Source organism: Pseudomonas marginalis, assembly GCF_024169655.1.
GTDB classification, from domain to species: Bacteria; Pseudomonadota; Gammaproteobacteria; order Pseudomonadales; family Pseudomonadaceae; genus Aquipseudomonas; species Aquipseudomonas paraveronii.
On record NZ_JALJWV010000001.1, the window covers coordinates 5,947,264 to 5,967,233 of the forward strand.

Annotated in this window: 23 protein-coding genes and 1 other RNA gene; 13 read left to right on the forward strand and 11 right to left on the reverse strand. The window is 61.8% G+C overall.

The features are described from left to right. Positions 1 to 65 precede the first annotated feature (65 nt). A complete protein-coding gene (locus tag J2Y83_RS27550) occupies positions 66 to 1,433 on the forward strand; it encodes a CYTH domain-containing protein (RefSeq protein WP_253400046.1) in 1,368 nt (455 codons plus the stop codon). A 72-nt stretch (positions 1,434 to 1,505) separates the two neighbouring features. On the opposite strand, the gene J2Y83_RS27555 is transcribed toward J2Y83_RS27550, so the two are convergent. Next, positions 1,506 to 1,976: an Lrp/AsnC family transcriptional regulator gene (locus tag J2Y83_RS27555; protein ID WP_253400047.1), complete on the reverse strand. Its 471-nt coding sequence runs from the start codon at positions 1,974 to 1,976 to the stop codon at positions 1,506 to 1,508. 127 nt (positions 1,977 to 2,103) lie between these two features. On the opposite strand from J2Y83_RS27555, the gene J2Y83_RS27560 reads away from it, so the two are divergent. From J2Y83_RS27560 to J2Y83_RS27590, 7 genes are all read left to right on the forward strand, one after another. Beyond that, a complete protein-coding gene (locus J2Y83_RS27560; RefSeq protein ID WP_253400048.1) occupies positions 2,104 to 2,442 on the forward strand; it encodes a hypothetical protein in 339 nt (112 codons plus the stop codon). 82 nt (positions 2,443 to 2,524) lie between these two features. After that, positions 2,525 to 4,207, forward strand: coding sequence for a GspE/PulE family protein (locus J2Y83_RS27565; RefSeq protein ID WP_253400049.1), 1,683 nt, complete (start codon positions 2,525 to 2,527; stop codon positions 4,205 to 4,207). Positions 4,208 to 4,284: 77 nt separating this feature from the next. Next, a complete protein-coding gene (locus J2Y83_RS27570; protein ID WP_046381704.1) occupies positions 4,285 to 5,205 on the forward strand; it encodes an SPFH domain-containing protein in 921 nt (306 codons plus the stop codon). 10 nt (positions 5,206 to 5,215) lie between these two features. Then, positions 5,216 to 5,662 carry an NfeD family protein gene (locus J2Y83_RS27575; RefSeq protein ID WP_253400050.1) on the forward strand — a complete coding sequence of 149 codons (447 nt, stop codon included), beginning with the start codon at positions 5,216 to 5,218 and terminating at the stop codon, positions 5,660 to 5,662. Between the two features lie 69 nt (positions 5,663 to 5,731). Further along, positions 5,732 to 6,046, forward strand: a complete 315-nt coding sequence (locus J2Y83_RS27580; protein WP_003176799.1) for a DUF2388 domain-containing protein — start codon at positions 5,732 to 5,734, stop codon at positions 6,044 to 6,046. Positions 6,047 to 6,229: 183 nt separating this feature from the next. Next, positions 6,230 to 6,895: an outer membrane protein gene (locus tag J2Y83_RS27585; protein ID WP_253400051.1), complete on the forward strand. Its 666-nt coding sequence runs from the start codon at positions 6,230 to 6,232 to the stop codon at positions 6,893 to 6,895. 155 nt (positions 6,896 to 7,050) lie between these two features. After that, positions 7,051 to 8,190, forward strand: coding sequence for a DegT/DnrJ/EryC1/StrS family aminotransferase (locus J2Y83_RS27590; protein WP_253400052.1), 1,140 nt, complete (start codon positions 7,051 to 7,053; stop codon positions 8,188 to 8,190). A 42-nt stretch (positions 8,191 to 8,232) separates the two neighbouring features. On the opposite strand, the gene gcvH is transcribed toward J2Y83_RS27590, so the two are convergent. The 9 genes from gcvH to J2Y83_RS27635 form a co-directional block, all read right to left on the reverse strand. Beyond that, positions 8,233 to 8,619, reverse strand: coding sequence for a glycine cleavage system protein GcvH (gene gcvH / locus J2Y83_RS27595; RefSeq protein WP_253400053.1), 387 nt, complete (start codon positions 8,617 to 8,619; stop codon positions 8,233 to 8,235). Positions 8,620 to 8,670: 51 nt separating this feature from the next. Continuing rightward, positions 8,671 to 9,753: a glycine cleavage system aminomethyltransferase GcvT gene (gene gcvT / locus J2Y83_RS27600; RefSeq protein ID WP_253400054.1), complete on the reverse strand. Its 1,083-nt coding sequence runs from the start codon at positions 9,751 to 9,753 to the stop codon at positions 8,671 to 8,673. A gap of 156 nt (positions 9,754 to 9,909) precedes the next feature. Then, positions 9,910 to 11,526, reverse strand: coding sequence for an ABC transporter permease (locus J2Y83_RS27605; protein ID WP_253400055.1), 1,617 nt, complete (start codon positions 11,524 to 11,526; stop codon positions 9,910 to 9,912). An 82-nt stretch (positions 11,527 to 11,608) separates the two neighbouring features. Beyond that, the gene (locus J2Y83_RS27610) at positions 11,609 to 12,613 is read right to left on the reverse strand and encodes an extracellular solute-binding protein (protein WP_253400056.1); all 1,005 of its coding nucleotides are present in this window, start codon (positions 12,611 to 12,613) and stop codon (positions 11,609 to 11,611) included. 158 nt (positions 12,614 to 12,771) lie between these two features. Then, complete coding sequence (locus J2Y83_RS27615; protein WP_253400454.1) at positions 12,772 to 13,989, reverse strand: 2-octaprenyl-3-methyl-6-methoxy-1,4-benzoquinol hydroxylase; 1,218 nt, start codon at positions 13,987 to 13,989, stop codon at positions 12,772 to 12,774. Between the two features lie 9 nt (positions 13,990 to 13,998). Beyond that, a complete protein-coding gene (locus J2Y83_RS27620; protein ID WP_253400057.1) occupies positions 13,999 to 14,484 on the reverse strand; it encodes a DUF4442 domain-containing protein in 486 nt (161 codons plus the stop codon). Beyond that, a complete protein-coding gene (gene ubiH, locus J2Y83_RS27625) occupies positions 14,477 to 15,664 on the reverse strand; it encodes a 2-octaprenyl-6-methoxyphenyl hydroxylase (protein WP_253400058.1) in 1,188 nt (395 codons plus the stop codon). Before ubiH ends, J2Y83_RS27620 begins: the two co-directional genes overlap by 8 nt. Then, the gene (pepP, locus tag J2Y83_RS27630) at positions 15,661 to 16,983 is read right to left on the reverse strand and encodes a Xaa-Pro aminopeptidase (protein ID WP_253400059.1); all 1,323 of its coding nucleotides are present in this window, start codon (positions 16,981 to 16,983) and stop codon (positions 15,661 to 15,663) included. The genes ubiH and pepP overlap by 4 nt, the downstream gene beginning before the upstream one ends. A 37-nt stretch (positions 16,984 to 17,020) precedes the next feature. Beyond that, the gene (locus J2Y83_RS27635; protein ID WP_253400060.1) at positions 17,021 to 17,578 is read right to left on the reverse strand and encodes a YecA family protein; all 558 of its coding nucleotides are present in this window, start codon (positions 17,576 to 17,578) and stop codon (positions 17,021 to 17,023) included. A gap of 138 nt (positions 17,579 to 17,716) precedes the next feature. On the opposite strand from J2Y83_RS27635, the gene J2Y83_RS27640 reads away from it, so the two are divergent. The 4 genes from J2Y83_RS27640 to J2Y83_RS27655 all read left to right on the forward strand — a co-directional run bounded on the left by J2Y83_RS27640 (position 17,717) and on the right by J2Y83_RS27655 (position 19,136). Continuing rightward, the gene (locus J2Y83_RS27640) at positions 17,717 to 17,926 is read left to right on the forward strand and encodes a TIGR02449 family protein (RefSeq protein WP_247405660.1); all 210 of its coding nucleotides are present in this window, start codon (positions 17,717 to 17,719) and stop codon (positions 17,924 to 17,926) included. Further along, the gene (locus J2Y83_RS27645; RefSeq protein WP_247405663.1) at positions 17,923 to 18,240 is read left to right on the forward strand and encodes a cell division protein ZapA; all 318 of its coding nucleotides are present in this window, start codon (positions 17,923 to 17,925) and stop codon (positions 18,238 to 18,240) included. The genes J2Y83_RS27640 and J2Y83_RS27645 overlap by 4 nt, the downstream gene beginning before the upstream one ends. Positions 18,241 to 18,270: 30 nt before the next feature. After that, positions 18,271 to 18,449, forward strand: a non-coding RNA gene (ssrS, locus tag J2Y83_RS27650) — 6S RNA. 57 nt (positions 18,450 to 18,506) lie between these two features. After that, on the forward strand, positions 18,507 to 19,136 hold the full coding sequence (locus J2Y83_RS27655; protein WP_253400455.1) for a 5-formyltetrahydrofolate cyclo-ligase: 630 nt from the start codon (positions 18,507 to 18,509) through the stop codon (positions 19,134 to 19,136). A 7-nt stretch (positions 19,137 to 19,143) separates the two neighbouring features. Here J2Y83_RS27655 and J2Y83_RS27660 read toward each other — a convergent pair whose 3' ends face one another. Then, positions 19,144 to 19,293, reverse strand: coding sequence for a hypothetical protein (locus J2Y83_RS27660; protein ID WP_247405666.1), 150 nt, complete (start codon positions 19,291 to 19,293; stop codon positions 19,144 to 19,146). A 195-nt stretch (positions 19,294 to 19,488) separates the two neighbouring features. On the opposite strand from J2Y83_RS27660, the gene J2Y83_RS27665 reads away from it, so the two are divergent. Continuing rightward, the gene (locus J2Y83_RS27665) at positions 19,489 to 19,938 is read left to right on the forward strand and encodes an EVE domain-containing protein (RefSeq protein WP_253400061.1); all 450 of its coding nucleotides are present in this window, start codon (positions 19,489 to 19,491) and stop codon (positions 19,936 to 19,938) included. Positions 19,939 to 19,970 lie beyond the last annotated feature (32 nt).

Consider the following 19,970-nt stretch of genomic DNA (forward strand, 5'->3'; position numbering starts at 1 on the left):
ACACTGCACGACCTTGGCAGCCACTCTTTTTCCCGGCTGCGCTCCCGATCCTGGATTTTCCGGCCATGCAGAAAGAAACCGAAATCAAGCTCCGCGTCAGCCGCGAAACACTCGCCGCGCTACGTGAGCACCCGCTACTGAAAAAACGCAACAAAAGTGGCTGGGAACACCTTGAGTTGATGAACCAGTACTTCGACACCCCCGAGCGCGACCTGGCCCAGGCCAAAGTCGCCCTGCGTTTACGCAAGGACGGTGACACCGTGATCCAGACCCTCAAGACCCGCGGCCAAAGCGTCGCCGGTTTGTCGGAGCGTAACGAGTACAACTGGGAACTGCCCAAAGCCAAGCTCGACGTGAAAAAACTCGACGGCGAATGCTGGCCCGAGGAACTCGCCGAGCTGGACAAAAAGACCCTCAAGCCGATCTTCACCACCGACTTCGTGCGCGAACGCGCCGAAATCGCCTGGGGCCGGGGCAAGACCAAGGTGGTGATCGAAGCCGCACTGGACCTGGGCCATGTGGTGGTCGGCAAGCAGAAAGAAGAAATCTGCGAGCTGGAACTGGAACTGCGCGAAGGTGAACCGGCCGCCCTGCTGGAACTGGCCGCCGAACTGGCCGCGACCCTGGCGTTGATGCCATGTGACATCAGCAAGGCCGAACGCGGCTACCGCCTGTATGACGCCAGCAGCTATTCCCTGAGCCTGCCAGCGCCGCAATTGCACGCCGAAATGCCGCTGGACGATGCCTTCGCCGCGATCATGTGGCACCTGCTCGGCAGCAGCCAGCGCCTGGCCGAGCAATACCGTTTCAATGGCCACTGGCGCCTGCTGCAGGACTGGGTCGACAACCTCGGCGAGTTACGCGCCCTGCTCGGCAGCCTCGGCCAGGCCGCGCCGCGTCAATCCACCAGCGAACTGCGCAGCGCACTCGATGCTCTGCTGGAAGACTGGCGCCCGCTGGTCCAGGCCGGTGACGACGATGAAGACATTCGCAAAGCCGCGCCGGAGCAATTCGCCGAGGAATTGACCGACGTGCGTTGGGGCCTGTTCTCGCTGAACACCTCCCGCTGGTTGCTGAACCGCACCTGGACCGCCGACCGCAACGTGCGCGGCAACCGCCAGGGCGCTGCGCAAATCACCAACTGGCTGCCACGCCTGCTGGCCGAAGATGCCGTCGCCCTGCAACTGCCGCGCTATCAGCAGCAACCGGAAGACCTGGCCGAGCAACTGCCGCGCATCGAACGCATCCAGGCCTGGCTGCACCACGCACGCCAGGTGGTAGACATCCCGGAACTCGACCGCCTGTACGGTGAATTGAACAAGCTGGTGCAACTGGCCAACCAGCCGATCACCGATGAATCGCTGGATGCGCGCATGCACCAGGCGATTGCGGTGTATCAGAACCGTGCCTGGAAGACCCTGCTGCGTCTGTAATATCGCCATCGGGAGCAAGCCACTTCCCACTCCAATGTGGGAGGGGGCTTGCCCCCGATGAGGCCAGCCCTGTCAGCCCAATACTGGCAGGCTAGTGGTGGACTTGATCTCCGACAACGCCACGATCGAATTGACCTCCTGAATCCCCGGCACCATCGACAACTTCTCGAAGAAAAACCGCTCATACGCCTCGATATCCGACGTGACGATGCGCAGCAGAAAATCCACCGCCCCCATCAGCACATAACACTCCAAGACTTCGGGAAACCCACGGATCGCCTCGGTGAACTCGGTGAAGTTGGAGCGCCCGTGGGCATTGAGTTTGACCTCGGCAAAAATCTGCGTATTGAGGCCGATCTTCTTGCGGTCCAGCAGCGTGACCTGGCCGCGGATCACGCCCTCCTCCTTCAGCCGCTGGATTCGCCGCCAGCATGGCGATTGAGACAGGCCGACCTGCTCGGCGATCTGCGCGCTGGAGAGCGAGGCGTCCTCTTGCAGCAGGGCCAGGATACGGCGGTCGTAGACGTCCAGCTCGCTGTGCATAGAAATACCTATTACTGTGGTTATCTTGAATTAATTTGTGCATTTTTCGACGAATCAGGCTCATCTTAGATAAGAAATCTCCGCTGGCGAATGTAAAAATTTCTTCAGTCAAATCTGGAGAGTCAGCATGCACGCCGTCGAAACCACCTACCCCGCTACCCGCGTCGATGCGTGGGCCGTCAATAGCGCCCATTGCCAGGCCCATTACCAGATCGTCGCCGAGGCCGAACCCGATGTGCTGTGCCGGGTGCTCAACTATTTCGCGCTGCAGTTCCTGACGCCCCGGCAGGTGGTTGTGAATCGCCAGGAAGACTTGCTGACCCTCGATATCGTGATCGATGGCGTGAGCTGGCACCGCGCCCAGGTGATCGGTGAAAAGATTCGAAACCTGATCAGCGTGTGCTCGCTGGAGATGTGGGCGCCTGATTCCGTGCGGCCTCAGGCGGTGGTCGCAGGCGCCCGGTAAAAGCCTGCAATACACACTGGGAGGCAGCGGGTCAGAGGCTGACTAGCCTGGGAATACACCCGGCGCCCCCAGGAAAACCTCGATGCCTGTTGATCAGCGATTGGAATTGCACACGTTGTTACCGGCCCTGGTCAAACAAGGCATGGTCACATTCGATGTGGCTCAGCGCTTGTCGACGCTGGCGCCCGCACCTAACCAGCATCCCCTGGAGTGCATCGCGGCCCAGGGGCCTTGCCTGGAAACCCTGACGCAATGGCTGGCGCAGCGTAGCGGGCAACCTTACCTGCGTATCGACCCGCTGAAGATCGATGTGGCGACGCTGGTGCCACTGATGTCCCACGCGTTCGCCCAGCGCCACGGCATTCTTGCGGTGGCCGTGGATGCGCAGAGCGTCACGGTCGCCAGCGCCGAGCCTTATGTCTGCGCCTGGGAAGCCGGGCTGGCGCAGGTGCTCAAACGCTCGATCAAGCGCGTGGTCGCCAACCCCCAGGCCATCCAGCGCTGCATAGGGGAGTTTTACCGATTGGCGAAGTCGGTCAGCGGCGCCGATCAAACAACGCCGGCGCCGGGCCATTTCGACCTGCTCAACCTCGGCACCGGCGACCAGGCGCCGGATGCCAACGACGCGCATATCGTCAATATCGTCGACTGGCTGTTGCAGTACGCGTTCGGCCAGCGGGCCAGCGATATCCACATCGAGCCGTGTCGCGACCAGGGCCGCGTGCGTTTTCGCATCGATGGGCTGCTGCATGACGTCTATCAGTTTCCGCCCCAGGTCACGATGGCGGTGGTCAGCCGCCTGAAAAGCCTGGGCCGGATGAACGTGGCGGAAAAACGCAAGCCGCAGGACGGGCGGGTCAAGACCAAAACCCCGGCGGGCGCGGAGGTTGAATTGCGCCTTTCAACTTTGCCCACGGTGTTTGGCGAGAAACTGGTGATGCGGATTTTCGACCCCCAGGTACTGCTCAGGGACTTCGACCAGCTTGGCCTCTCGGCCCAGGACCAGGAGCGCTGGCACAGCCTGACCCGCCAGCCCCACGGCATCATCCTGGTCACCGGCCCCACCGGCTCCGGCAAGACCAGCACCCTCTACGCCACCCTCAAGCGCCTGGCGAGCCGTGAGCTCAACCTGTGTACGGTGGAAGATCCGATCGAGATGATCGAACCGGCGTTCAACCAGATGCAGGTGCAGCACAATATCGACCTGACCTTCGCCAGTGGCATCCGCGCACTGCTGCGCCAGGACCCGGACATCATCATGATCGGCGAGATTCGCGACCAGGAAACCGCCGAGATGGCGATCCAGGCCGCGTTGACCGGGCACCTGGTGCTGTCGACCCTGCACACCAACGATGCGCCGAGTGCGATCAGCCGTTTGCAGGAACTTGGAATTGCTCATTATTTGATCAAGGCCACATTATTGGGCGTGATGGCGCAGCGCCTGGTGCGACTCTTGTGTCCCGACTGCAAACGCACGACGAGCGGCAAGCACACCACAGCGACCGGCTGCGCGGAGTGTCGTGACAGCGGTTATCGCGGGCGCGCTGGGGTCTACGAAATCATGGTGCTGGACGACGCGCTCAAGTCGCTGATCACCCCAGGTACCGACGTGCAGGCCTTGCGCCAGGCGGCGCGCCGACAAGGTATGGGCAGCCTGCGAATGGCCGGTATGCACAGGGTTGAAGCCGGGCAGACCAGCCTGGTGGAAGTCTTACGGGTCACGCCTGGGGATTCAGAAACAAATCCGTTGGCGGTCGGGCGGTGAAATCCTTCTTATCGCAGACAACCCCGCTACAATCGGCCGAACGTCGTTTTACTGACATCTTCAGATAGGGAATCGCTATGCAGATCGGAACCGTACTGCTTCTTTTCGTGGGATTGGCCATCGCCATCCTCTTCATGGGCTTCAAAGTCGTGCCCCAGGGCTATCAGTGGACGGTCGAGCGCTTTGGCCGCTACACCAACACGCTCAAGCCCGGTCTCAACATCATCATCCCGGTCATGGACCGCATCGGTCGCAAGATCAACGTGATGGAAAGCGTGCTGGATATCCCGCCCCAGGAAGTGATCACCGCCGACAACGCCACCGTGCAGATCGACGCCGTGTGCTTCTTCCAGGTGGTCAACACCGCCCAGGCCGCTTATGAGGTGAACAACCTCGAACATGCCATCCGCAACCTGTTGCAGACCAATATCCGTACCGTACTCGGCTCCATGGAACTGGATGCGATGCTCAGCCAGCGTGACGGCATCAACGAAAAACTGCTGCGCACCGTCGACGAAGCCACGGCGCCGTGGGGTATCAAGATCACCCGGATCGAGATCAAGGACATCAGCCCACCTGCGGACCTGATGGCCGCCATGTCGGGCCAGATGAAAGCCGAGCGGATCAAGCGTGCACAGATCCTCGAAGCCGAAGGCCTGCGGGCGTCGGCGATCCTGACCGCCGAAGGCAAAAAGCAGGCGCAGATCCTCGAAGCCGAAGGCGGACGCCAAGCTGCGTTCCTGGAGTCCGAAGCCCGCGAGCGTCAAGCCGAGGCAGAAGCCCGCGCTACCCAAGTCGTGTCCGAAGCGATCGCCACCGGTAACGTGCAGGCCATCAACTACTTCGTCGCACAGAAATACATCGACGCGCTGGGCAAACTGGCTTCCGCCAACAACAGCAAGGTGATCCTCATGCCGCTGGAAGCCAGCCAGGTGATCGGCGCTGTGGGCGGTATCGGCGAAATCGTCAAAGCGACTTTCGACAACAAGAAAGGCTGAGGCCATCGCCATGTGGGATTTCCTGCAGCATTTATCGTTTTGGGATTGGCTGGCGCTGGGGACGGTGCTGCTGATTCTGGAGGTGTTCGGCGCAGGTGGTTACCTGTTGTGGATGGGGATTGCCGCCGCTGCCGTGGGCGTGATCAAGTTCCTGGTGCCGCCGCTCGGGCTGGAATGGCAACTGCTGCTGTTCGCGGTATTGTCGATATTGACGGCGGTGTACTGGTGGAAGCGCCAGCGCAGCAGCGCCAAGGCCAGCGACCAACCGGGGCTCAACGAGCGGGGGTCGGAGCTGATCGGCCACACGTTTATCGTGCATCAGGCGATTGTGGATGGCCGCGGCAAAATAAAAGTCGGTGACGGCGTGTGGATGGTGACCGGACCGGACACCCCCGTAGGCGCTCATGTACGCGTGATTGCACAGGATGGAACGACTTTGCAGGTTGAAACTGTTTAGTCAGTGATGGAACTCGATTGGGCTAACTACAATCATAGAGTACAGATAACCCACCCGGAGTCACCCGCCATGCGTCTCAAATATGCTGTCGCCACCCTCGCCGTGCTTTCCCTACCTGTCGGTTCAGCCATGGCCGACAGCTTCTGGCGCAATGTCATCTCGTCGGGCGCCACGACCGGCTCGACGTACCTGACCTTCAAGGACCACAAGCTGGTGGTTGCCGCCCAAGACGACGCAGGCAGCTTTGTTGCCAGCGACGGCGGCATCCGCGGCCCGTACCTGGAAGCCGCCATGCAGAAAGTCCGCGCCGACAACCCTGGCCTCCAAGCCACGGACATGGAATTGGCCAACGCCATCCTCGCGAAAAACGCTGTCACCGAGTAATACTCGGCCCAAAAAGAATGCCGCTTCTCAGCGGCATTTTTTGGGGTCATTTCCTACAGTCATCACCCCTGGGCACTACGCAGATAGTCTATTTTTTCCAGCCGCGGGCGGAGAAGTCCTATCGAGCCCTCAAGGGCCAGGCAACAAGCTAAGGATTCCTTTTCCATCAAGCGAATTCCTTCCATGCAAAAACTCGCCTACGCGCTGCTGCTCTCTGCGTTCTTTGCCCCCTACACCCATGCAGAAAACTGGTACGGGTCGTTGAAGCTCAACCACGCCCGCCAGAATCTCTCCAGCGCTCTGCTAACCAGCCCACGCGTCACCGAACGGGTGGAGGCGCCCGATAGCAGCAAGTCCATCGTCGCCTCTTTCGCCACGGGTTATGCCTTTGCCGATGGCTGGCGCCTGGAAGGGGAATACACCATGCCGAAGAATTCGGCCTTCAAATCCTACTGGGCGCCCTTCAATGCCAACGTCAACAACCTGCAGGTCCATAGCCAGCGCTTGATGCTCAATGGCTACAAGGACATCCCGATCAATGATTGGCTGTCGTTTTACGGCATGACCGGGGTGGGGGTGGCGCGGATTAGCGCCGAGGGCTACCAAACCAACGAGACCCGGCGTTTTGCCAGCAACCGCCAGCACAATTTCGCCTACAGCGTCGGCATGGGGCTGGAGGCCAAGATCAGCGAACAACTCACCCTCGGCGCCGGCTATCGCTATATCGCCATGGGCGATGTGGAAACGGGCTACAACACCTTCGCCAACCGCGTGAACGCACGGGATGAGCAGCTCAAAGGCAAGCTCAAAGAGCAGAATATGTTTCTGGAGGCGCGCGTTTCCTTCTGACTCGCAGCAGAAAATGCCGCTCTCAACGCGGCATTTTCCCCGTTTGGGTGACGTTTCATTCACAGATGACAGGCTATATTCAGTCAAGCCGTGCAACCATGCCGGTACTGATATGCCTTCTCTCATCGTCTACCGAAACGGATGCCTTCGCCGTCATGAGCCAACAGCCTTTTCTGCCATTTTCCAAACCTACCATTGATGAAGCCACCATCTCGGCGGTCGGTGATGTACTGCGTTCGGGCTGGATCACCAGCGGGCCGAAAGTGCAGGCGTTCGAAGCGCAGTTGTCGGAATACTTTGGCGGGCGACCGGTACGCACCTTCAACTCGGGCACCTGCACCATGGAGATTGCCCTGCGCATCGCCGGTATCGGGCCGGGCGATGAAGTCATCACCACGCCGATCTCCTGGGTCGCCACGGCCAACGTGATTCTGGAAGTCGGCGCCACGCCGGTGTTTGCCGATATCGACCCGGTAACCCGCAATATCGACCTGGCCCAGGTCGAAGCGGCCATCACCCCGCGCACCAAAGCGATCATCCCGGTGTACCTGGCCGGCCTGCCCGTGGATATGCCGATGCTTTACGCACTGGCCAACAAGTACAACCTGCGTATCGTTGAGGACGCCGCCCAGGCCCTGGGTTCGAGCTGGGACGGTGAGCGGATCGGTGCCACCGGCGACTTCGTGTCGTTCAGCTTCCAGGCGAACAAGAACATCACCTCTTCCGAGGGCGGCTGCCTGGTGTTGAACAACGCCGACGAAGCACGCCTGGCAGAGAAGTACCGCTTGCAGGGCGTCACCCGCACCGGCTTCGACGGCCTGGACGTGGATGTGCTGGGCGGCAAGTTCAACATGACCGACATCGCCGCCGCCATCGGCCTGGGGCAATTTGCCCATATCCAGGAGATCACCGCCCATCGCCAGAACCTGGCGCGGCACTACTTCAAGTGCTTCGGCAGTGATTTTGAAGAGCAATACGGTGCACAACTGCCACCGGCAGATTTCGAAAACAGCAACTGGCACCTGTTCCAACTGGTCCTGCCGGAGCGCCAGGACGGGCTGCCCGCCCGTGCCACCTTCATGGAGCAGATGCAGGCCCATGGCGTCGGCATTGGCTATCACTACCCACCGATCCACCTGTTGAGCCTGTATCGGGCACGCGGGTTCAAGGAAGGCATGTTCCCGGTAGCGGAGCGTGTTGGGCGTTTGATCGTGTCGTTGCCGATGTTCACGGCGATGACAGAGACGGATGTGGAACGCTCGGTAGCGGCGGTGAAGGCCGTGCTGCAGCGCTGAAAGGCGGTTGCAGGAGCCGGATGACCGGCTCCTGCAGCGGGATCACTCGCCGATGTAGGCCTTGTAGCCGGCGGCATCGAGCAGTTTGGCCAGGTCGGCGTCAACGCTGCTTGGCTTGAGCTTGAAGATCCAGGCACCGTAAGGGTCGGTGTTCAGCAACTCAGGGCTGCCACCCAGTTCTTCGTTAACCGCAATCACTTCGCCAGCAACTGGCGAGTAGATATCAGAAGCCGCTTTAACCGACTCCACGACACCCGCCGTTTCACCCGCCGCAAACACTTTGCCGACTTCGGCCAACTCTACAAACACCACATCACCCAAGGCTTCCTGGGCATGGTCGGAGATCCCGACGGTGACGGTGCCGTCAGCTTCCAAACGGGCCCATTCGTGACTTTCGGCATAACGCAGGCCGGCAGGGATATCGCTCATAGTCTATGTCCTCAAGAAGAAATGTCAGCGGCCATTGGCCTGCCGGAATAGTTAGATCAAGGTTTTACCATGGCGCACGAAGGTCGGTTTGACCACTCGAACCGGATACCACTTGCCGCGGATTTCCACTTCGGCCCGATCGGCGGTTGCCGTCGGTACACGCGCCAAAGCAATGGATTTACTCAGCGTAGGAGAGAAACTACCACTGGTGATCTCCCCTTCGCCAACATTGGCGATACGAACCACCTGGTGAGCGCGTAAAACCCCACGTTCTTCCAGCACCAAACCGACCAATTTGGTCTGCACCCCGGCCGCCAGTTCGGCTTCCAGCGCGGCACGACCGATGAAACGGCGCTCGGCCGGTTCCCAGGCAATGCTCCAGGCCATGTTGGCCGCCAGGGGCGAAACGTCCTGGTGGATATCCTGGCCATACAGGTTCATGCCGGCTTCCAGGCGCAGGGTGTCGCGGGCGCCGAGGCCGATGGGTGAAATACCCGCACCTACCAAGTCGTTGAAAAAGCCCGGGGCCTGATCGGCCGGCAGGATAATTTCCAGGCCGTCTTCGCCGGTGTAGCCAGTGCGGGCGATAAACCAGTCACCGTCGGCCTGGCCTTCGAAGGGCTTGAGCTGGTGGATCAGGGTGCCGCGCGACTGGGTCACCAGTTCGGCGATTTTCTGCCGGGCGTGGGGGCCTTGGATAGCGAGCATGGACAGTTCGGAGCGCTCGTGCAGTTGCACCTGATAAGTGCCCAACTGCGCGTGCATCCAGGCCATGTCCTGGTCACGGGTGGCGGCGTTGACCACCAACCGATAACCGGCTTCGGTACGGTAGACGATCATGTCGTCCACCACCCCGCCGTGCTCGTTGAGCATGGCGCTGTACAACGCACGGCCGCAGCCGTGCAAACGGTCGACGTCATTGGCCAGCAGGTACTGCAGCCATTCCTTGGCCTGGGGGCCGGTGACATCGATCACGGTCATATGAGATACATCGAACACCCCGCAGTCGCGTCGCACCTGATGGTGTTCTTCCACTTGCGAGCCGTAGTGCAGAGGCATATCCCAACCGCCAAAATCGACCATTTTCGCGCCGAGGGCGAGATGCAGGTCATACAGAGGCGTACGCTGTCCCATGGGTTTCTCCTTCCGGGCTTGGCGAAGGTACGCAGGGCTGCGGGATGGGCTGAACACCTTGAATTAAAAGGCCTGCCGCCACATCCAACGAGCCGGTCCGAAACACGGAGCGTACCGAATGCCGCGCATTGTAGCCTCAAGCCGTAGGACTGGCACCTAACCGATTTGTCGTGCGGAGCGTCGTATCAGTCCAACCACCGGCAACAGGCCGACCAGCACCAAGGTCAAGGCCGGTAACGAAGCCCGTGCCCACTCCCCTTCACTGGTCATCTCAAAGATCCGCACCGCCAGGGTGTCCCAGCCAAACGGGCGCATCAGCAGGGTCGCCGGCATTTCCTTGAGCACGTCGACGAACACCAGCAACGCGGCGCTCAGGGTGCCCGGCAGCAACAACGGAAGATACACTTTGCAAAACAGTCGTGGGCCGCTCACCCCAAGGCTGCGCGCCGCTTCGGGCAACGATGGACGAATGCGCGCCAGGCTGTTTTCCAGCGGCCCGTAAGCCACTGCCAGGAAGCGCACCAGATACGCCAGCACCAAGGCCGACAAACTGCCCAGCAACAAGGGCTTGCCCGCGCCGCCGAGCCAGCCCGACAACGGCACCACCCACTCACGGTCCAGGTAACTGAACGCCAACATGATCGACACCGCCAGTACCGAGCCCGGCAAGGCATATCCGACGTTGGCCAGGCTGATGCCAGAGCGAATCGCCCGGGTCGGCGCCAGACGGTTGGCGAAGGCCAGGATCAAGGCGACGCTGACAGTGACCAGCGCCGCGATACCGCCCAGGTAGAGGGTGTGGATGATCAGACCCGTATAGCGCTCGTCCAGATCGAAGCGGCCGCGCTGCCAGAACCAGGCGATCAGTTGCAGCATCGGAATGACAAAGGCACAGGCAAACACCAGGGCGCACCAACCACTCGCCGCCACCGCCTTCCACCCGCGTAGGTGATACAACGCCTTGGCGCGCGGCCGCTCATTGCTCGGCCGACTGGCACCGCGGGCACGACGCTCGCCGTAGAGCACCAGCATCACCACCAGCAGCAACAGGCTGGCCAGTTGGGCCGCGCTGGACAGGCTGAAAAAGCCGTACCAGGTCTTGTAGATCGCGGTGGTGAAGGTATCGAAGTTGAACACCGAGACCGCACCGAAATCCGCCAGGGTCTCCATCAGTGCCAGGGCCACCCCGGCGCCAATCGCCGGCCGCGCCATGGGCAGGGCCACGCGCCAGAAGGCTTGCCAGGGCGATTGCCCGAGCACGCGCGCCGCCTCCATCAGGCCCTTGCCCTGGGCCAGGAATGCCGTGCGCGCCAGCAAGTAGACGTAGGGATAGAACACCAGCACCAACACGATGACCACCCCACCGGTGGAACGCACGCGGGGCAGGCGCAAGCCGCTGCCGAATGCTTCACGCAGCAGGGTTTGCACCGGCCCCGAGAAGTCCAGCAGGCCGACAAATACAAACGCCAGCACATACGCGGGGATCGCGAACGGCAACATCAGCGCCCAATCGAGCCAGCGCCGCCCGGGAAATTCGCAGAGGCTGGTCAGCCACGCCAGGCTTACACCCAACAGGGTCACACCGACGCCAACGCCGAGCACCAGGGTCAAGGTATTGCCCAACAGGCGCGGCATCTGGGTTTGCCACAGATGGGACCAGATCTGCGCATCGATGCTTTGCCAGGACAGCAACAGCACGCTCAGCGGCAGCAACACCAAGGCGGCGACGCTGAAGACCGGCAGGTACCAGCGGCGTTGGGCGGGGTGGGCCAAGAGCAAATTCCCTGGGAATGGATGATCTACAGACAGACACAAAACCGTGTGGGAGGGGGCTTGCCCCCTCCCTCATACACATTCAGTTCCAGCCGGCCCGATCCATCAAGCGAATCGCCTCGGCCTGACGCTTGCCCGCGATTTCCACCGGCAAGGTGTCTGCCACGAACTTGCCCCAACTGGCCACTTCAGCCGACGGCGCCACCGTGGGGTTGGCCGGGAACTCCTGGTTCACGTCGGCAAAAATCTTCTGCGCCTCGGGTGTGGTCATCCATTCCACCAGCGCCTTGGCCGCTTCGGGGTGCGGCGCGTATTTGGTCAGGCCGATGCCGGACAGGTTCACATGCACGCCACGGTCGCTCTGGTTCGGCCAGAACAACTTCACCGCCAGGTCCGGCTTCTGCTTGTGCAGGCGGCCGTAGTAGTAAGTGTTGACGATGCCCACGTCGCACTGCCCGGCGTTGATCGCTTCGAGCACGGCGATGTCGTCGGAGAACACATCGGTGGACAGGTTATTGACCCAACCCTTGACGATTGCTTCGGTCTTGGCCGCGCCATGGGTTTCGATCAGGGTGGCGGTCAGCGACTGGTTGTAGACCTTTTTCGCCGTGCGCAGGCACAGGCGGCCTTCCCATTGTTTGTCGGCCAGGGCTTCGTAGGTGGTCAGCTCGCCGGGCTTCACCCGGGCGGTGGAGTAGGCGAGGGTCCGCGCACGCAGGCTCAAACCGGTCCAGGCGTGGGTGGACGAGCGGTATTGCAGCGGAATATTGGCGTCGATCAGCTTGGAGGTGAACGGTTGCAGGATGCCCATCTGCTCGGCCTGCCAGAGGTTGCCGGCGTCGACGGTGAGCAGCAGGTCGGCGGTGGCGTTCTCGCCCTCGGCCTTGATGCGCTGCATCAGCGGGGCTTCCTTGTCGGTGATGAACTTCACCTGCACCCCGGTTTTCTGGGTGTAGGCATCGAACACCGGCTTGATCAGTTCGTCGATGCGCGAGGAGTAGACCACAACTTCATCGGCCGCCTGCGCGGTGGTGCTGCCGATGAGGGTGAGTGCCAGGGCAGTCAGGAGGCGCTTGGGTGCCGACATGGGTGCGGTCTCTCGTGGACAAAAGAGTACAAATGATAAGGACTCACATTTAGCATCTCAATCAATCACTCGAGTGAGGCGTTACGAGATGTTGCGAGGCCACCTTCGGCAGTGCGACGTATCGCCTCATCGCGGACAAGCCCGGACTGCCGGGTGTATCAGGGTTTGGCCAGTTCCGGTAGATCCCCGCTCAAGCCAAGGGCCTGGCGCACGAAGATCGCCTTGGCTTCCGGCATCTGGTCGACCACCTTCAAGCCGGCATTGCGCAGCCAACGCAGCGGCAGTTGGTCGGCCTGGAACAAGCGCTCGAAACCTTCCATCGCCGCCATCAGCGCCAGGTTATGCGGCATGCGCCGGCGCTCGTAACGGCTCAGCACTTTCACATCCGCCAGGCGCTCACCACGTTCGGTCGCCGATAACAGCACCTCGGCCAGCACGGCCGCGTCGAGAAAACCCAGGTTCACGCCCTGCCCCGCCAACGGGTGGATCACATGGGCCGCGTCACCGATCAACGCCAGGCCTTCGGCCACATAACGTTTGGCGTGGCGCTGGCGCAATGGCACGCACACGCGCGGGTCGGCGCTGAGCACCGTGCCCAGCCGCCCTTCGAAGGCGCGTTCCAGCTCGCGGCAGAAGTTTTCGTCATCCAGTGCCATCAGGCGTGCGGACTCAGCCGGCGTGGTCGACCAGACGATCGAACACCAGTCCTCCTGCCCATCGCGCACCAGCGGCAAAAACGCCAGCGGGCCGGTGTCGGTAAAGCGTTGCCAGGCTGTGCGCTGGTGCGGTTGGCTGCTGCGCACGCTGGTGACGATAGCGTTATGCAGGTAATCCCATTCGCGGGTCGCGGTGCCGGTCAAACGGCGCACGGCGGAGTTGGCGCCATCGGCGGCGACCACCAGCGGCGCACGCAACGTGCGGCCATCGGCCAGGGTCAGCAGCCAGTCATCGCCGGAGCGGCGCATCTGTTCCAGGCGCGCATTGGCCAGCAGGCCCAGGTCGCAGTCGTGCAGGCGATCGAGCAAGGCATCCTGGACCACGCGGTTTTCGACGATATGCCCGAGCACTTCGGCATGCACGCTGGCCGCCGAAAAATGGATCTGCCCGGTGCCGCTGCCGTCCCACACCTGCATCTCGCCATACGGGCTGGCGCGCCGTTCGACGATACCGTCCCACACGCCAAGGCGCTCAAGGATGCGCTGGCTGGCGGCCGACAAGGCGCTCACCCGTGGTTCAAAGGCGGCGTCACGCTCGAACGGCTTGACGCTCAGCGGGCCGCCATCCAGCAGCAGCACCTGCAGGCCACTGCCCTGCAACGCCAGCGCCAGGGCGCTCCCGACCATTCCGGCCCCGACAATCAGCACATCTGCGCGCATGTCCATGCTTTAAGCCTGTCTCGCTGGCGGCTTGCGCCGCACGTAAAGGGTTTTGTCGACCCGCGCCACCAGGGTGCCGGAGCCGTCATGAATCTGGACCTTGAGGTGGGGCAAGTACTTCTCGCCGCCCTCGGTCTGTCGACGAATCTCATCCAGCAAGGCGTCGTCGATGGAAAATTCGGCATACACCGGGCCTTTGCCCGGCGAGATGAAGTCGATGCTGGCGGACTTGTCCCAGACGATGTAGTCGCGGCCCAGGTTCTCCATCAGCATCAACATGTAGAACGGGTCGACCATCGAATACAGGCTGCCGCCGAATTGCGTACCGACGTAGTTACGGTTGTACCAGCCCAGGCCCATGCGCACTTTGACATGCCGGAAATCCGCGCTCATCTGCCGCACGCGGACCCCAGCGCCCAAATACGGTGGGTACACACTCATGACCCAACGCAACAAGCGCGCTTTGCCCAGACGGGCGATCAGCCACTTACGCATCCGGACGCGTGCCCAGGCCCATGGCTTGACGGGCGAACCAGCGTTTGGCCGGCGGTAGCAAATCCAGGCCCAGCAAGCCCATGTTGCGCCCCAGCGCGACCAACGGCTGAGCGCTGCCGAACAGGCGCGTGACCTGATCGGAGAAGCCCACGGTCAGCTTCTGATCCATGCGCTGACGCTCGCGATACGCCTGCAGGGTCGCCAGGTCACCCGGCACCGCTGGCCCGGCCAGCAAGGCCTCGGCCAGGGCACTCGCATCGCGCAGGGACAGGTTGAAACCCTGCCCGGCAATCGGGTGCAGGCTGTGGGCGGCATTGCCGAGGATCGCCAGGTGCGAGCGTACTTGTTCTTCGGCTTCCACCAGGGTCAACGGGTACAGATGCCGCGCGCCGACTTGCTTCAAGGTGCCCAGGCGGTAGCCGAACACGCCCTGCAATTCACTGAGGAAACTGCGTTCATCCAGGTTGGCCAGGCGCTGCGCGTCCATGCCGGCACGGGTCCAGACCAGCGCGCAGCGGTTGTCCGGCAGCGGCAGCAGGGCCATCGGGCCTTCGTCGGTGAAACGCTCGAAGGCTTCGCCGTTGTGGGCTTCGCTCGGGGTGATATTGGCGATCAGCGCGCTCTGGTTGTACGGGCGGGCTTTCACGGCGATACCCAATTGCTCACGCAGGCCGGAGCGACCGCCGTCGGCCAGCACGGCAAGGTCACACTCGAGCACGGTTTCGTCGTTTAGGGTCAGGCGATAGCCGTCGGGCAGCGGCTCCATGCGCGTGACTTCAGCCGGGCAGCGCCAACTGACCACGTCCTTATCCAGGCCTTGCCACAGGCATTGGCCGAGCCAGGCGTTTTCCACCACGTAGCCGAGGGCCGGCACGCCCTCTTCCATGGCGGATAAACGGGCGGTGGAAAAGCGCCCACGGTCCGACACATGAATCTGCTTGATCGGCTCGGCGCGGCGGGAGATGGCCTGCCACAGGCCCAAACGCTGATAAATCTGCCGTGCGCCATAGGACAGCGCCGAGGAGCGCGCGTCGTAGCTCGGCTGGTAGCTGTCGCCCGGCGCGAAGGGTTCGATCAGTAGGATCTTCCAGCCCCGCGCCTTGGCCCCGGCCTGCAACGCCAACGCCAGGCTGGCGCCCACCAGGCCGCCGCCGATAATGGCCAGGTTGACCCGGCTCATCGGGCGGCAGCCATCAATGCTTCGATGTCGACGACGGTCTTGGGCACGCCGCCGGTCAGAATCTCACAGCCTTGTTTGGTCACTACCACGTCGTCCTCGATGCGCACGCCAATGCCACGCCATTTCTTTGCCACGTTCTGGTTGTCCGGCGAAATATAGATCCCCGGCTCTACGGTCAACGCCATGCCGACTTCCAGCACACGCCATTCACCGCCGACTTTGTACTCGCCGACATCATGCACATCCATCCCCAGCCAGTGGCCGGCGCGGTGCATATAGAAAGACTTGTAGGCCTCGCTGGCGATCAGTTCGTCAACGTCACCTTGCAGCAACCCCAGTTTCACCAGCCCGGCGGTGATGACCCGCACGGTGGCCTCATGGGCCTGGTTCCAATGCTTGTTCGGTGCAATCTCGGCGAAGGCGGCTTCCTGGGAGGCCAGCACGACTTCATAGATCGCCTTTTGCTCGGGCGAAAACGTGCCGTTGACCGGCCAGGTGCGGGTGATGTCGCTGGCGTAGCAGTCGATCTCGCAACCGGCGTCGATCAGCACCAGATCACCGTCCTTGAGCAGCGCGTCATTCTGCTGGTAATGCAGGATGCAGCTGTTGCGCCCGGCGGCGACGATGGAGCCATAGGCCGGCATCTTCGCGCCGCCTTTGCGGAACGCGTAATCCAGCTCGGCTTCGAGGCTGAACTCATGCAAGCCAGCGCGGCTGGCCTGCATGGCCCGCACGTGGGCCGCGCAGGAAATTCGCGCAGCTTCGCGCATCACCTTCACTTCCGCCGCCGATTTATACAGGCGCATGTCGTGGAGCAGATGATCCAGGGCAACGAATTCGTTCGGCGGCTGGGCGCCCAGGTGCGCTTTAGAGCGGATGACGTTGATCCACTCCATCAGGTGCCGGTCGAACTCGGCATTGCTGCCCATGGCCGAATACACCCGGTCGCGGCCTTCGATCAGGCCGGGGAGGATGTCGTCGATATCGGTGATGGGGAAGGCATCGTCGGCGCCGAAATCACGCACCGCGCCTTCGGTGCCGGCGCGCAGGCCGTCCCACAGTTCGCGCTCGGCATTGCGTTCGCGACAGAACAGCACGTACTCGCCGTGCTGGCGACCGGGCATCAGCACGATCACCGCCTGGGGCTCGGGGAAGCCGCTCAGGTACTGGAAATCGCTGTCCTGGCGGTAGACATGTTCGACATCGCGGTTGCGGATGGCCACGGCAGCGGCCGGTAGAATCGCGATGCTGTTAGGCACCATCTGCGCCATGAGCGCCTTGCGGCGACGGGTGTATTCCGCTTTCGGGATATGGATCATGGGCAGATGGGTTTCCTTTCTTGGTGCAGTGACAGCCTTAGTGCAACGACGGCTTGGCCGCGACCGGTTCAGCGGGCTTGCGGGTCTCGGTGAACAGCAGCAACGGCGCGACGCGCAGGTACTCCATGACTTCCATGTAGTCGCCTTCACCGTCTTCGGATTCTTCCAGGGCATCTTGCACCTGGGCGATGGCGGCCAGGTCCTGCAGCACTTCCTTGGCGTCGGTGCTCAGCTCCAGGCCGCCGGCGTTCACGCCAAAACCATGGAGGAAGCCCTGGCACCATTGGCCCAGCGCGGCAGCGCGCTCGGTGAGCGGTGCATCGTCGGTCGGCAGCAGCAGGACCACGGTGACGTCATCACCGGTCAGCTCGCCCTTGACCATTTCCTGCAGGCCGATCAGCGCGTTGCGCACGTTATCGTTGGGTTCTGTTTCCAGCAGTTCGGCCACATCGGCCAGCCAGTTGTCGGCGTCAAAGCCGACACCGGTGCAACTGCGGCCCAGCAACACGCCGTGCAGTTCGGCAGGCGAGCAAGGATGACCGCTGGTGCTCAGCAGTTTGGTAAAAGCATCATACGGGGAGTTCTGAATGGGCATGGTGAGCTAGGCGCCAGACGGCGCAATGTCTAGAATGGAGCGCTGTATCCTAGCACCGGCAGACGTACCAAGACTATCAAGGGCGTCAGATCGTTTATCCTGCAGTTGCCATTCATCAGACAAATCCAGTGGAACCCAATGGAAGACACCGACCTGCAAGCGCTGATGGCCAGATTCGAATTGCTAATTGATCGGGTCGAGCAACTAAAGAGGCAAAACGGACTCCTATTAGCTCAGGAAAAGACCTGGCGCGAGGAACGCGCTCACCTCATTGAAAAAAACGAAATCGCCCGGCGTAAGGTCGAATCGATGATTTCGCGCCTTAAGGCCCTGGAGCAAGACTCATGAGTTCAAGCAATAGCGTCACCGTGCAGATTCTCGACAAAGAATATTCGATCATTTGCCCCCAGGAAGAGCGCAGCAACCTGGTGAGCGCCGCCCGTTACCTGGATGGCAAAATGCGTGAAATCCGCAGCAGCGGCAAAGTGATCGGCGCCGACCGCATCGCCGTGATGGCCGCGCTGAATATCACCCACGATCTGCTGCATAAGCAGGAGCGGCCTGACGTACAGGCCAGCGGCTCGACGCGCGAGCAGGTGCGTGACCTGCTGGAGCGTGTGGACCTGGCACTGTCCAACGATTCCGAGGCACCCAAGGGCTGATTGCCGCGCCCGTTTAAGGTATACTCGCCCCACTCCCTGGCGTGCTTGCCAGTCGGCGATGTCCCGGAGCCGATTCGCACTACCCTGGAAGTTGCACGTTTGGCTGGTGTGCATGTCCGCTAGACGGAAAGCCTTAAAGCCTACTGCATCTTCCACCTTGAACTTTCGGGTTCAAGGGCTTAGTCGACAGCGGTTCTGTCGGGGAGCCTGAATCCCAAACTCAATGCCAGTCCCAGGACTGGCATTGTTTTATGAGCCGAAAAACCATGACCGAACCTGCGCCGCTTTCTCGTCCGCAACTTCGACGCATGTTGCGCAACGCCCGCCGCGCCCTCACGCCGAGCGAGCAACGCAAAGCCGCCCAAGGCGTGTATCGGCAACTGGCACAGCACCCGCTGTTTCGCCGGGCCAAGCATATTTCCCTGTATCTACCGACGGACGGTGAAATCGATCCGCGCTTGCTGCTGCGTGCGGCCCAGCGTCGGGGCAAGGCCACCTACCTGCCGGTGCTCAGCGCCTGGCCACGGACCAAGATGGCGTTCCAGCGTGTGCGGCCTGGGGAGAAGCTGCTGCCCAATCGCTTTCGCATTCTTGAACCACGGACGAATGTGCGCCGCCAGCGCAAGGTCTGGGCGCTGGATCTGGTGCTATTGCCGTTGGTTGGGTTCGATGACGCGGGGGGGCGCCTGGGCATGGGCGGCGGTTTTTATGACCGCAGCCTGGCTTACCTGGCACGCCGTCAGCACTGGCGCAAGCCGACGTTGTTGGGCCTGGCCCATGAATGTCAGAAAGTCGAACGACTGGTGCAGGCGAGCTGGGATGTGCCGTTGGCGGGCACCGTCACCGATAAGAAATGGTATATCGCGCAGGCGTCGCTGGAACCCGCGACGCCCTGAAGAAGGGTTAACGCTTGAACGGTTGAGTCTGCTGCTGAGTCAGCTCAATGGGCGCATCGGTCTTGTTCGACCACAAGCTCTGCGCATACCCGGTGGTCACGACGCCCAGACCAAACAAAATAACCAATATCCATAGTAAATCCGGTTTACGTTGCATCGATTGCCCCCCTTCAGGCACCTCGTACACGATGACAACAACGTTCCAAAGTAGTCCGTTGCAGCTGCGTCAAGCTTAAAATCCCGGCATTCTGCGTTAACGTGAACCAACACGCAAACCTTGACGCCAACCGACCGTCGGTTTGTCATGTAATTGCCCGACAACCTGTCCAACGCCTTTTTCAGGAGCCGCCCAATGGCCTACTGGCTGATGAAATCCGAGCCCGACGAACTTTCCATCACCGGCCTGGAACACCTCGGCGAAACGCGATGGGACGGGGTTCGCAACTATCAGGCGCGCAACTTTCTGCGCGCGATGGCGGTGGGCGATGAGTTTTTCTTCTACCACTCCAGTTGCCCGGAGCCTGGCATTGCCGGCATCGGCAAAATCGTCGCGGCGGCGTATCCAGACCCCACCGCGCTGGACCCTTCCAGCCACTATTTCGACGCCAAGGCCAGTCCGGACAAAAACCCGTGGAGCGCGATCAACGTGGCCCACGTCCAGACGTTTCCCAAGCTACTCGGCCTGGGCTATCTGAAGCAGCAAACCGCCCTGGCCGAACTGCCGCTGGTGCAAAAAGGCAGCCGTCTCTCGGTGATGCCGGTGACCGCCGAGCAATGGTCAGCGGTACTCGCGCTGCGCTGAACGGCAGAACCTTACAGTCACGCGCCCAATGC

Bases quoted from the DNA above. Each gene is read 5' to 3' on its own strand.
- J2Y83_RS27660 (WP_247405666.1), bottom strand. From the start codon at position 19,293: ATGCAACGTAAACCGGATTTACTATGGATATTGGTTATTTTGTTTGGT.
- J2Y83_RS27565 (WP_253400049.1), top strand. From the start codon at position 2,525: ATGCCTGTTGATCAGCGATTGGAATTGCACACGTTGTTACCGGCCCTG.
- J2Y83_RS27580 (WP_003176799.1), top strand. From the start codon at position 5,732: ATGCGTCTCAAATATGCTGTCGCCACCCTCGCCGTGCTTTCCCTACCT.
- J2Y83_RS27585 (WP_253400051.1), top strand. From the start codon at position 6,230: ATGCAAAAACTCGCCTACGCGCTGCTGCTCTCTGCGTTCTTTGCCCCC.
- J2Y83_RS27550 (WP_253400046.1), top strand. From the start codon at position 66: ATGCAGAAAGAAACCGAAATCAAGCTCCGCGTCAGCCGCGAAACACTC.
- pepP (WP_253400059.1), bottom strand. From the start codon at position 16,983: ATGATCCATATCCCGAAAGCGGAATACACCCGTCGCCGCAAGGCGCTC.
- gcvH (WP_253400053.1), bottom strand. From the start codon at position 8,619: ATGAGCGATATCCCTGCCGGCCTGCGTTATGCCGAAAGTCACGAATGG.
- J2Y83_RS27640 (WP_247405660.1), top strand. From the start codon at position 17,717: ATGGAAGACACCGACCTGCAAGCGCTGATGGCCAGATTCGAATTGCTA.
- J2Y83_RS27610 (WP_253400056.1), bottom strand. From the start codon at position 12,613: ATGTCGGCACCCAAGCGCCTCCTGACTGCCCTGGCACTCACCCTCATC.
- ubiH (WP_253400058.1), bottom strand. From the start codon at position 15,664: ATGAGCCGGGTCAACCTGGCCATTATCGGCGGCGGCCTGGTGGGCGCC.
- J2Y83_RS27665 (WP_253400061.1), top strand. From the start codon at position 19,489: ATGGCCTACTGGCTGATGAAATCCGAGCCCGACGAACTTTCCATCACC.
- J2Y83_RS27645 (WP_247405663.1), top strand. From the start codon at position 17,923: ATGAGTTCAAGCAATAGCGTCACCGTGCAGATTCTCGACAAAGAATAT.
- J2Y83_RS27615 (WP_253400454.1), bottom strand. From the start codon at position 13,989: ATGCGCGCAGATGTGCTGATTGTCGGGGCCGGAATGGTCGGGAGCGCC.
- J2Y83_RS27575 (WP_253400050.1), top strand. From the start codon at position 5,216: ATGTGGGATTTCCTGCAGCATTTATCGTTTTGGGATTGGCTGGCGCTG.
- J2Y83_RS27620 (WP_253400057.1), bottom strand. From the start codon at position 14,484: ATGCGTAAGTGGCTGATCGCCCGTCTGGGCAAAGCGCGCTTGTTGCGT.
- J2Y83_RS27635 (WP_253400060.1), bottom strand. From the start codon at position 17,578: ATGCCCATTCAGAACTCCCCGTATGATGCTTTTACCAAACTGCTGAGC.
- J2Y83_RS27570 (WP_046381704.1), top strand. From the start codon at position 4,285: ATGCAGATCGGAACCGTACTGCTTCTTTTCGTGGGATTGGCCATCGCC.
- J2Y83_RS27590 (WP_253400052.1), top strand. From the start codon at position 7,051: ATGAGCCAACAGCCTTTTCTGCCATTTTCCAAACCTACCATTGATGAA.
- gcvT (WP_253400054.1), bottom strand. From the start codon at position 9,753: ATGGGACAGCGTACGCCTCTGTATGACCTGCATCTCGCCCTCGGCGCG.
- J2Y83_RS27560 (WP_253400048.1), top strand. From the start codon at position 2,104: ATGCACGCCGTCGAAACCACCTACCCCGCTACCCGCGTCGATGCGTGG.
- J2Y83_RS27555 (WP_253400047.1), bottom strand. From the start codon at position 1,976: ATGCACAGCGAGCTGGACGTCTACGACCGCCGTATCCTGGCCCTGCTG.
- J2Y83_RS27655 (WP_253400455.1), top strand. From the start codon at position 18,507: ATGACCGAACCTGCGCCGCTTTCTCGTCCGCAACTTCGACGCATGTTG.